At 41.1% G+C, this 11,856-nt stretch carries 11 protein-coding genes; all 11 read right to left on the minus strand.

Features of this window, described 5'->3' with window-relative positions; genetic code table 11:
- Nucleotides 1-12 precede the first annotated feature (12 nt).
- The 11 genes from cysC to OCV82_RS03745 all read right to left on the minus strand — a co-directional run bounded on the left by cysC (nucleotide 13) and on the right by OCV82_RS03745 (nucleotide 11,448).
- On the minus strand, nucleotides 13-624 hold the full coding sequence (gene cysC, locus OCV82_RS03695) for an adenylyl-sulfate kinase (RefSeq protein ID WP_154043182.1): 612 nt from the start codon (nucleotides 622-624) through the stop codon (nucleotides 13-15).
- Nucleotides 625-648: 24 nt separating this feature from the next.
- Nucleotides 649-2,190 (minus strand): SLC13 family permease, encoded by a 1,542-nt coding sequence (locus OCV82_RS03700; RefSeq protein ID WP_154043183.1) that lies wholly within the window; start codon nucleotides 2,188-2,190, stop codon nucleotides 649-651.
- A 17-nt stretch (nucleotides 2,191-2,207) separates the two neighbouring features.
- Nucleotides 2,208-3,014 (minus strand): 3'(2'),5'-bisphosphate nucleotidase CysQ, encoded by an 807-nt coding sequence (cysQ, locus tag OCV82_RS03705; protein ID WP_154043184.1) that lies wholly within the window; start codon nucleotides 3,012-3,014, stop codon nucleotides 2,208-2,210.
- Between the two features lie 110 nt (nucleotides 3,015-3,124).
- Nucleotides 3,125-4,783, minus strand: a complete 1,659-nt coding sequence (locus OCV82_RS03710) for an amino acid permease (protein ID WP_154043185.1) — start codon at nucleotides 4,781-4,783, stop codon at nucleotides 3,125-3,127.
- Nucleotides 4,784-4,814: 31 nt separating this feature from the next.
- Entirely contained in the window at nucleotides 4,815-5,750 is a 936-nt protein-coding gene (gene rsgA, locus OCV82_RS03715; RefSeq protein WP_154043186.1) for a ribosome small subunit-dependent GTPase A, read from the minus strand.
- Between the two features lie 154 nt (nucleotides 5,751-5,904).
- Nucleotides 5,905-6,465, minus strand: coding sequence for a ribosome recycling factor (frr, locus tag OCV82_RS03720; protein ID WP_154043187.1), 561 nt, complete (start codon nucleotides 6,463-6,465; stop codon nucleotides 5,905-5,907).
- Between the two features lie 179 nt (nucleotides 6,466-6,644).
- Nucleotides 6,645-7,937, minus strand: a complete 1,293-nt coding sequence (locus OCV82_RS03725) for a PepSY-like domain-containing protein (protein ID WP_262542896.1) — start codon at nucleotides 7,935-7,937, stop codon at nucleotides 6,645-6,647.
- Between the two features lie 138 nt (nucleotides 7,938-8,075).
- Nucleotides 8,076-9,437, minus strand: coding sequence for a histidine--tRNA ligase (gene hisS / locus OCV82_RS03730; RefSeq protein WP_154043189.1), 1,362 nt, complete (start codon nucleotides 9,435-9,437; stop codon nucleotides 8,076-8,078).
- Nucleotides 9,438-9,509: 72 nt separating this feature from the next.
- Nucleotides 9,510-10,193 carry a zinc metallopeptidase gene (locus OCV82_RS03735; RefSeq protein ID WP_154043190.1) on the minus strand — a complete coding sequence of 228 codons (684 nt, stop codon included), beginning with the start codon at nucleotides 10,191-10,193 and terminating at the stop codon, nucleotides 9,510-9,512.
- Nucleotides 10,194-10,339: 146 nt separating this feature from the next.
- On the minus strand, nucleotides 10,340-10,948 hold the full coding sequence (locus tag OCV82_RS03740; RefSeq protein WP_154043191.1) for a hypothetical protein: 609 nt from the start codon (nucleotides 10,946-10,948) through the stop codon (nucleotides 10,340-10,342).
- Nucleotides 10,936-11,448 (minus strand): NAD(P)H-dependent oxidoreductase, encoded by a 513-nt coding sequence (locus OCV82_RS03745; RefSeq protein WP_154043192.1) that lies wholly within the window; start codon nucleotides 11,446-11,448, stop codon nucleotides 10,936-10,938. The genes OCV82_RS03740 and OCV82_RS03745 overlap by 13 nt, the downstream gene beginning before the upstream one ends.
- Nucleotides 11,449-11,856: the final 408 nt, after the last annotated feature.

Here is an 11,856-nt window from a genome sequence, read left to right on the forward strand (position 1 = left end):
TTTATTTTGTTTTTAGTCTTTTTTGAATGATATTTTAGGAAGTATAAGTTCCAGAAGTTTGTTTACAGACTCCTCAACACTCAGTTTTGACGTATCTATAGACAAAGCCGGGTTAGCCGGAGCTTCGAAAGGTGCTGATATACCTGTGAAGTTCTTTATTTCTCCACGTCTGGCTTTTGCATAAAGGCCTTTCACATCTCTTCTCTCGCATTCCTCTATAGGTGTACTTACAAATATTTCAAGGAAATTTTCTTTTCCTATAATATTGGCAGCCATTTCACGAATGTCATTGTTAGGACTTATAAAGGCTGCAATAGTGATTATACCGGTATCTACAAACAGTTTTCCTATTTCGGCTATGCGTCGGATATTTTCTACTCTGTCTTCTTCAGAGAATCCCAAGTTGTTGTTTATTCCGCTGCGGATATTGTCTCCGTCAAGAATTCTGCATAGCAGACCACGCTTTTGCAATTCCCTTTCAAGAGCTATTGCAATCGTGCTTTTACCTGAGCCGCTCAGTCCGGTGAACCATATCATCACGCTATGCTGATGAAGCAGTTCTTCCTTGTCGGCTCTGGTGAGCATCTTGTCGAATATAGGATAAATGTTGTTTTTATTTTCCATATATGTCTAGTTTTTATTTATTTCTTAAAATGGCCAAATTTGCGGTATAAGCAGTACCGAAATTATGAAAGTAATGATATTAAGCGGCAGACCTATGCGTACAAAGTCTGTAAACTTATAATTACCGATACCCTGTACTATAAGGTTTGTCTGATAACCGATAGGAGTGGAGAAACTGGCTGAGGCTGCCACACATACGATGACAAAGAACGGCATAGGGCTTACTCCAAGCTGTTGCGATAGCGACAAGGCAAGCGGAAACGACAACGCTGCAGCCGCATTATTTGTTATCAGTTCGGTAAAGATGTTCGTTATTATAAATATTGCCGCCAGCAATACATACGGACCATAACTATGGCTAAGTCCTATAATCTGGCTCGCTATCAGGTCGGAAACCCCCGAATTCACCATAGCCTTGCTGATACCGAATGCACATGCAATGGTTATCAGCACGTCCCATGATATGTATTTGGTGTATTTGCGTGGAGGAAATATCTTTGTCCATGCCATAATAACTGTAGTTACCGACACGAAGAAGAACATATCCAGCTTGATTCCTTCGGGCAACATCTTCTGTACGGCAGGAAGTTCGCCTACTGTAGCACCTATAATCATAATCAATAATAATGTAAGGGCAAGCCAGCGCTTTTTCTTTCCTACAGGTTCTACATCCTTTCCGTTTGCCAGCATGATGAAGACAGACGATTCACCCCATGTCTTGATGAAACTGTCGTCTGCCATTATTACCAGAGTATCGTTCTCGCGGAAGTGCATCTTCGAAAGATTGGTATATGTGTTACCGTTTCTTCTCAATTCCTTTATCTCTGCACCATAGTGGCGTTTGAAGTCGAAATCGGAAATGCGGCGATTGATACCAGGAAAACGTGCTCCTATTACAGCCTCTATAGGATGTAGCGACGGATCATCTTCGCCTGAAATAACCTGATCCGGACGTTGCGCAGGGAGCAGTTTCTTTGAAAAAATGAACAGATATATGATACCGGCAAGTGCTATGAAGATACCCACCTTGCCAAGCTCAAACATACTGAATCCTTTCATTCCTGCATCCTGTATCATGCTGTGTACCACTAGGTTTGTTGAAGTTCCTATAAGTGTACACATACCTCCCAAAATCGTTACATACGACAGTGGAATGAGGAAATAAGTGGCAGGAAGCTTTACGTAGTTTGCCCACCTCTTTATTATTGGCGCAAAAATTACCACAACCGGAGTGTTGTTGAGGAATGCCGATATGAAGGCAATACTTGGCAACATCCTTAGTTGAGCCTTGAAAACATTTATATTTTCTACTGGAAGCAGATTCTTTATAAGTTTTGTCAGAGCATCGCTTTGGCGTATTCCTTCACTTACCAGGAACAGCATAGCCACAGTTATCATACCTTTGTTGCTGAACCCCTCAAGTATTTCTTTCGGAGTCAATATTCCGGTGCATAGGAAAACCACGAGAACGGAGAACAAAATCATTCCCGGTCTCATCTTATCAGCAATTAGTGCTGCAAGCATCCCTACAAGTGAGACAAGTACTATGATTATTTCGTGTGACATCTTTTTTTATTCTTATCTTACTTGGCGATGAACCACGGGTTCAATAAATCTTCTTTATTATATGAGAGTGGCGTTTTCTCGTCTGTGTGATATACCTCTCTTCCGGCAGCACGGATAATGGCGTGTCCGGCAGCTGTATCCCATTCCATTGTCGGAGCGAAACGCGGATAAATATCTGCCTTGCCTTCAGCTATGAGGCATAGTTTTAGAGAACTGCCTTTTGATACAGTTTCTACATCAGGGTGTAATTCTTTAACTTTTTCGATAAATTCTTCTGTCTCAGGAGAAAGATGCGAACGAGAAGCCACTACGATGAATTTATTCCTTTCTTCTCTTATAGGAAGATGTATGGCTCTTGATGTCAGCGAAGAGAATGTTTCTTCTTCAGAAACTGAATTTATATTTTCCACTTTGAATGCACCATGTTCACAGTCGCCAAGATATAATTCTTCCTTTACCGGAATATATATTACTCCGGCTTGAGGCGTACCGTTTTTTACGTATGCTATATTAACGGTGAATTCGCCATTCTTCTTTATGAATTCCTTTGTTCCGTCCAGCGGATCGACTATCCACAACTCGTTCCATTCCTTTCTGTTTTCGAATGGAAGCTTCTTGCCTTCCTCACTCAGTACAGGAATATTTGTCGATGAAAGTATTCCGCTGATAACTTCATGCGCTTTCCTGTCGGCTATTGTCAGAGGTGAATTGTCAGCTTTCTTTTCTATTTCAAAATCCGCATTCGGATCAGTATAGACGCTCATTATTTTCGCACCTGCTTCTATTGCAGCACGGACTGCGACCATCAATATATTTTTATCCATAATCTATAAATCGCTGTAAAATAAGTACTTTTTTTCTAAAAGCCTGTAGTTGAAAACTCTGAATTCTTGGACAAAGTTACGTTTTATAACTTATTTTAAGATATAAGACATTACGATTGCGCAGGTTTGGAGTGTTTCCACATTCTGTACATGTAGTATGCACAATGTGTCACTGCAAAAACAAATGATATGGTCAGCAATGTCTTATCGGCTTCCCAGCCTACTGTCTGTTGATGCCATAGTCCTGTTATTATGCTCAGTACGGACAATGATATCCCCATGATATTCAGTACCATATCTCCTTTTCTTATTTTCATTCCTTTTTCCAATTTACTGTGTCTGATACCGTACGATGCATATACGTCTAGTCCTATCAGCATCCAGAGTACGAGTCTTATCCATGTATCGGCAGGCAGGAAGCACATCATACACAGGCATGTCAGTATTCCCAGTATTGGTACTGCCGGTACAAACGGAGTCTTGAATGCCCTTGGTGCATCTGGCATGGTCTTTCTCACGACAAGAATTCCGGCGCATACCAGTGTAAATGCAAGAAGTGTTCCTATGCTTGTCATCTCGCCTGCCACCTGTGCCGGGACAAATCCTGCCAGCAGACTTACAACCACCATGAATAACAAATTACTGTGTACTGGTGTTCTTGTCTTTTCATTTATTTTTGAAAAAAACTTCGGTAGCAGGCCGTCGTGGCTCATACTCAGGAATACACGGCTCTGTCCCATAAGAGTTACCATTATGACAGAACAGTAACCGAACAGTATCGCTAGAATAATAGCTTTGTTGAGCCAAGGATATGCAGGAATGATTGTTCCTGAAGCATCAGCAGTTCCCATATTTTCTATGGCAACGGCTACAGGTGCTATTCCCACATGGCCTTTGAACTCGGTATAGTTCGCCACACCTGTCATCACGTGTGCAAACAGAATGTATAAAACAGTACAAACCAGAAGTGAAACCAGAATTCCTATAGGCATGTCGCGTTTAGGATTCTTTGTCTCCTGTGCTGCTGTACTTACAGCATCGAAACCGAGAAAGGCAAAGAATACTATTGCCGCACCGCGGAATATTCCGGATATACCGAACTCACCCAGCTTTCCGGTATTTTCAGGAATGTATGGAGTATAATTGTCTGCCTGAATGAATTTCCACCCCAGTACTACGAAAACCAGTATTACGGCTATCTTCAGAAATACTATAAAACCGTTGAATATGGAACTTCCTGCCGTACCTCGCATCAGTATGATGCTCATCATTATTACAATGAGTATTGCAGGTATGTTTATTATACCCCCGTCCCATGGGCAGGCCGTAAGATGATGGGGTAGGGATATACCTATACTTTCCAGAAAGACCACCATGTATCTGCTCCAGCTTATGCTTACGGTAGTTGCGGCAACGGTGTATTCCAAAACAAGATCCCAGCCTATAATCCATGCTATGAGTTCACCCATAGTGGCATACGAGTATGTATAAGCACTGCCCGAGACAGGAATCATAGAAGCAAATTCAGCGTAGCACAGACCTGCAAAGCAGCATCCTATGGCTGCAATTATGAACGACAGAGTTATGGCCGGTCCTGTAAATTCGGATGCTACAGTTCCTGTAATGGAGAAAAGTCCTGCACCTATTATTACTCCAACTCCAAGAGCTACAAGGCTTATAGGACCAAGCACTCTTTTCAGAGTCTTACTGCCGGAAGCCTGCGCTTCCGCCTGCAGAGTTTCAATGCTTTTTCTTATAAATAGTCCCATTCTGTTTTTAGTTGTAGATGTATTTATGTCTTTAATATGCCGAACGGTATTTGCCGTCCTCTTTATCGTCAAGTATGCTCAGATAAGAAGTATATCTTGATTCGCTTATGTAATGTTTTTCTACGGCTTCCCTCACTGCACATCCCGGTTCATGACGGTGCGTACAGTTGCCATATTTGCAATCGGCCGAGAATTTGAATATTTCCTTGAAATAATGTCCCACCTCTTCATCTTCCATGTCGAATGTACCGAAACCTTTTATTCCCGGAGTGTCGATTATGTATCCTCCTCCGTTTACGGGGAACATTTCGGAGAATGTCGTGGTGTGCATACCTTTGTTGTGAACATTCGAAATATCACCTGTTTTCAGATTTTGTTCCGGCAGAATGGCATTGATAAGTGTGGATTTTCCTACTCCGGAGTTTCCGGAGAAAAGTGTTATCTTACCTTCAAGAGCCTTTTTGATTTCTTCAATTCCTATGTTGTTCAGAGCCGAGACCTTATAACACTGATACCCGATAGTGGTGTATAGATTTATAAGTCCGTCCAGATATCTGTTCTCATCTTCCGAATATCGGTCTGTCTTGTTGAAAACCAGACATACCGGTACACGATATGCTTCGGCCGATGCCAGAAAGCGGTCGATGAATGTAGTTGATGTTTCAGGATAGTTTACTGTTACGATAAGCATGCACTGGTCAAGGTTTGATGCTATGATGTGCGATTGCTTTGAAAGGTTGGATGAACGTCGTATTATATAGTTCTTTCGGTCTTCAATTTCTGTTATGAATGCAGTGCCTTCCTGATTGCGTATGATTTTCACACGGTCGCCAACAGCTACCGGGTTTGTACTTCTGATACCTTTCAGTCGGAAATTCCCTTTAATCTTGCATTCCACCGTGCTACCTTCGTCTGTTTTAACGAGATACCAGCTACCTGTATTTTTAATTACTAAACCTTTATCCAAAAGAGTTGATTTTTTGTAATTGTGAATTAGTGATATTATTTAATAAAGAAAAGAAGAAACTGCATTACTGTGTTTTTGGGAAAAAATGGTAGTGCAGATTCTTCTTTCTTTTATAGTGTATAAATGTATTGGTGTATGCACCAATAAAAAAACATTATACTGTCATGATTTCCTTATCCTTGGCAGCAAACATGTCGTCAATCTGCTTGATAAACTTGTCGTGTATCTTCTGCAGTTTTGCTTCGCTGTTTTTCTGCTCGTCTTCAGGCATACCGTCTTTTACAGCTTTCTTTAATGCGTCGATTGCATCGCGGCGAGCGTTACGGATACTTACTTTTGCAGTTTCAACTTCGCCTTTACACTGTTTTGACAATTGTTTACGGCGTTCCTCTGTCAATGGAGGGATACCGATACGTATGATTTCGCCATTGTTTTCAGGCATAATTCCAAGTTCTGAGTCGATGATGGCTTTCTCAATCACGCGGAACATGCTCTTGTCCCAAGGCTTGATAGCTATGCTTCTGGCATCAGGAGTAGTTACTGCTGCCACATTGTTGATTGGAACCATGCTTCCGTATGAGTCAACTTTGATGCCGTCCAACAAACGTACATCTGCTTTTCCTGCGCGGATATGTGCCAATGCTTCGTCAAGGTACATGATTGCCATGTCCATTTTCTCTTCAGCTTCGCTGATTATAGTTTTTGAATCTGCCATTATTTTTTAATTTTTAGGTTATGCTGTTATGTGATAATATTTTAAGTGAACAAAAGTATGTGTTTTTTTGCTCTTTTGCAATAGTTGATGTATAAATTGATATTCTAAAATGAAACTATCCTGCTTCGCCACGGTTATTATGCTGTGCGAAACAGGATAGTTCAATATATGTAAGCCTTTTAGTCTTTATATTCAGCCTTCAGTGTTCCGTCTTTATTTATCAGAACATCATATTCAGCACCGCCTTTGCGTGCCTCTATTTCAAACCAGTCTCCAGCCGGAGTTTCTACGGCGTCTGCTTCATTTTCATGGCTAGTGTAGTTGGCCGATATATAGTTTTTCACGGCTTCAGGCAGATTGTTGTATGTAGTTTCATATTCTGTCCTTACCCATTCGTCTTTACCGTTGAAATACACATCCTTTTCTATGCCGTCATGTATAATCTCTATTTCTGTCAGTCCGTCGTCATGACCTTTATCTTTGATAACGGCTCCCGGATATCTCTCGTTAAGAACAGCCTGAATTGCAGTTCCTGCCGATATACCTCCGTTGATATCATCTCCGAAGTTAGGTTTCGAATTCATCACATTTCCGTTCTCGTCAAAATATAGTTTAATGTCATTGTCATTTCTGCCTTCTATTTCAACACTGTAGAAATTACCTTTCGAATTCGTTTCGTAGTACTCTATGTCATCAATGTAGTAATTAGGATATGTTGTCGTGATATGACTTATGGCTGCTTCAGGCAAAACAGACGAATTTCTGTTGTAGTCCTTCTTTGTGTAAATCCACTCATATCCGGCAGTCAGCAAAGCGTCATGCTTGATGTTTTGGAATATGAATTCCACTTCAACGCCGCCGTCCTCAAATTCCACGTCAACGATTCTTGCACCAGGATATTTACTTTCAATCCAAGAATATGCATCGTTGGCAGGTTGTGTAGGCAACAGATCCGTATAGTCCGGATTCTGGTTAGCGTCAAGAACTTCTTTCACCAGAACACCGTCTTCCGAGTAATATAAGTCAGCTTCAGTTTCCTTGTTATTTTCTTCCTTTTCAACTTCAATTACATACAGCACCAGATTTTCACCGTTTTTCTTTATTACATCCACTTCATCATCATGCCTCCAAGGAAGTTTTGAATAGTCACTTTCATTGAAAGCTGTCGTTACAGCTTGTGGAAGCGAAGAGAAAGGAATATCATATTCATGCATCTTGAATGCAGCAGTTGATTTTTCGAACCACGCTGTGAAGTCCGTGTCGTTTCCTGCACGGCTGCCATTCCACTCGAAAGAAGCAATTGCGTAATTTCCGTTTGTTCTCCAGGATACATCTTTTGCTCCGGGGAATTCACGGTCGAATGCTTCGTAAACAGCATTGTCTATATAGCCGTCGCCGTTTTGCTTGTCACACGATGAAAGAGCGATAGTTCCACATATCAGGGCGGTTGTAATAAACTTTATTTGCTTCATAACAATTGGTTTTAAAATTATCATATTGCAAACATAGGATCGAAAACTGAAAAGATTTGGGAATTTTGAAAAAAAATAGCGTCACTATGGAAATAAAACCACAGTGACGCTGCAATCTGTATGATTAATATCTTTTTCTTATTTTATGGCTGCTACAAGTTCTTCCGGAGTAAGAAGTGACTGTTCGCCTGTTGTCATATTTTTCAGGGTGACTTTTCCTTCGTTCATCTCGTTTTCACCAACTATAGCCACGAAAGGAATCTGTTTTGCGTTGGCATAGCTCATCTGCTTTTTCATCTTTGTGCTGTCAGGATATATTTCAGCGCGGATACCAGCTTCGCGAGCCTTGAACAATATAGGAAGAGAATATTCTGTTTCCTTTTCGCCGAAGTTGACAAACAGAAGCTGAGTTCCGTTTACAGCCTCCTTCGGATATAGATCCAATTGGTTCAGAACATCATAGATACGGTCGGCACCGAAAGAGACACCTACGCCTGACATGCCATCCATTCCAAATACTCCTGTCAAATTGTCATAACGGCCACCGCCACTGATACTTCCTATCTGAACGTCAAGAGCCTTCACTTCGAAGATAGCACCTGTATAGTAGTTCAGTCCGCGAGCCAGAGTAAGGTCAAGTTCCACTTCAGACTTGACACCAAGCTGAGCCACATGCTTAAGGATGAATTCGCTTTCTTCCACACCTTTGAGACCAGTTTCGCTTGCAGCCAGAACAGTTTTCAGAGTTTCAAGCTTTTCTTCGTTCGAACCGCTCAACAGGATGATAGGCTGCAACTTGTCGATAGCTTCCTGAGGAATACCCTTCGATGCAAGTTCGGCATTCACATTGTCGAGGCCAATCTTGTCCAACTTGTCGATAGCTACAGTGATATCTACTATCTTGTCAGCCTCGCCGATGATTTCTGCTATACCGGTAAGAATCTTACGGTTGTTTATCTTGATTGAAACACGAATTCCGAACTTGTTGAACACAGAATCAATCATCTGCACCAGTTCCACTTCGTTAATCAGTGAGTTACTTCCCACAACGTCAGCATCACACTGATAGAACTCGCGGTAGCGTCCTTTCTGAGGACGGTCTGCACGCCATACAGGCTGAATCTGGAAACGCTTGAATGGGAAAGTAATCTCGTCGCGGTGCATAACCACATAGCGGGCGAAAGGTACTGTAAGGTCATAGCGAAGTCCCTTTTCGCAGAATTTGCTGGCCAGTTTAGCTGCATTACGGCTCAACAGTTCCTCGTCAGTTATGCCAGAGAAGTAGTCGCCTGAGTTCTGAATCTTGAAAAGAAGTTTGTCGCCTTCCTCACCGTATTTACCCATCAGGGTAGAAAGGTTCTCCATCGAAGGAGTTTCTATCTGACTGTATCCGTAGAGGTGGAAAACTTCGCGTATAGTATCGAATATATAGTTTCTTTTCGCCATCTCAACAGGCGAAAAATCTCTTGTTCCTTTCGGTATTCCCGGTTTTGTAGCCATATTGTTTCTGTTTTAATTATTTTGCTTACAAAAGTAGATAATTATTTTATAAGAAGGAAATAATTGTAGAAATTACTCTTCGCGGCGTCCCATGTATATCATTATATAATAAACCAGAGTGGCAAGCGAGCCAAGAGCGGCAACTACATATGTATAAGCAGCCGACTTAAGCGCATCTTTAGCCATACCGTGATTCGAGGCATTTGTGATACCCGCATTGTTCAGCCATACCAGTGCACGGCGGCTGGCATCAATCTCCACAGGAAGTGTGATGAAACTGAAAAGTGTTGTCATTGCGAAAAGACAGATACCTATCAGTAATAGCTGAGGAAACGAATTTATGAGCAATATACCTGCAAGCAGTATCCACGACATTATAGACGAAGAGAACTGTACTACCGGTACCAGAGCCGAACGCATCTGCAGAGGAGCGTATGCGCGTGCATGCTGTACGGCGTGACCGCATTCGTGGGCAGCAACTGCAGCCGCAGCCACGCTGCATGATGAGTAAACACCTTCACTCAGGTTTACAGTCTTGTTGGTTGGGTTAAAATGGTCTGTAAGCATACCCGGAGTGCTGATAACCCTTACATCGTAGATACCATTGTCGCGCAACATCTTTTCCGCTACCTCGCGTCCTGTCATCCCGTTGTATAGAGGAACCTTCGAATACTTGTCAAACTTGCTTTTCAAACTGGACTGCACTATAAAACTCACTATAGCGATTCCGATAAAAATAATCCAACTAAATACCATATATTTTCTATTTTATAATTATTAATCAATGAATTGACGTACAAAAACCTTGCCAAAGTTTTAAAAGTGAATTTAATACGATGTAAAAATACTTTTCGAAAAGTGGCTTTTGACTGAAAAAGCACCTTTCGAAAAGTGTTTTTGTTCTATCGGCTCTCTATTTCGGGCCGTTGCATTTCCTTTTCGCTTAATCCAAATTTCTTGCCATAACGGATCCAATATGAGCGGGCTGCCATCTTGAACAGCCATTTTGGAAGTGGCATTGTAGCTGTTATGTCTTTATAGTTTCCTTTATTTACAGAAGCTGCCAATCTTTTTATAGCCCTTACGGCAATGTATCTGAACGGAGTTTCGAGAATAGCCTCTCCGCTGCCTAGCATGAGTGTCGAGCCTATAGGAAAATTGTTGTGTTTGCAGAAATATCTTATCATGCTTACAGCTACACAGTTCTGCTTATGCTCCAGAAATCCGCAGTTAATCAGTATCGAGATAACCGGTCTTTGCATAGGAAGATTGTTTTCCAGATTTTTCAGGAAGTTCAGCAGACCTACAGGGAGAGAATCGGCATACAGTGGAAACACTATAATTACATCCGAATATTTTTCCATCTCTGCAATCAGTTTCAGATGGTTTGACTTTGTTATGTTGAAATAATCACATTGCAGCCTGCTGTATTTCATGAAAATCTCCGAATACTTTTTCGAGTTCGATTTAGGGGCACGCGGGCTGCCGTTAAGAATCATTATTTTTCCCATTTCTTCAATTCATTTTGAACAGTTTTTTCCACTTTCTGTTCCGTTACGAATACTATCTTATATTTTCCAAAGTTCATATTTCGAGCATTGCGTTCCACCAGTTGTCGGAATATCTCCTGTTCTTCGCTGTCTGTATCGCCATAAGCTATTATTATTGCATCCTTTGTTGCCACATTTCGCTGCACGTGGTGAGTTTCTCCTCGGTGTATGCGTATGAATGCCTGTTGTATCGGGATAGCCCTCTCAATCATTGTTTTCATCACAGAGTCATAACCACCGTATTTTATATGGCCTACGTATATCACAGAACTACTTTCTGCTATATACGGATATACTTTGGTGGCATCGTCACGTATGACACATTTTCCAGGTGTCTTTGTCCAGCACCCGAAGCATCCTACACAATTGGCAATCTTCATAGACGATAAGTCGATATATTTTATGTCTTTATTTTCCCCTATCTCTAAACTAATGGGTCTATCGCTCATTATCAGTTTCATAGATTTACATTTGTTATTCTGGTTTCTGAATATAAAAACAAATGTTTATGAGGTAATGTTTACGGAAGGGGAGAATGTAGATGTTTCTCCTATAACTTGCAAACTTTTGTTGTTGGTATCTTGATTATATTTCAAATCCTGGAAAAGCTGTAAAAATACACTCTCATGGCCAAAAATAAAACGTGCGCACGTTCTATTTTAAGTGTGCGCACGTTTCAGCTTAAACATGGGCACGTTTTACTTAAAACGATAGGTCTTTTTTCTAGCAGCCTTAAGTGTACTGAATTTGGTTGTCAGTTTGTGTTGTAATTCCTGACCAAGTTGACTGGTTAAAATACAACTGTTATTTCTTTTGAATTTCAATTTTAAACCTGATTATTTTCTTGTAAAATCTAAGTTTTACCCAAT

Source organism: Bacteroides cellulolyticus, from assembly GCF_025567135.1.
GTDB classification, from domain to species: domain Bacteria; phylum Bacteroidota; class Bacteroidia; order Bacteroidales; family Bacteroidaceae; genus Phocaeicola; species Phocaeicola cellulolyticus.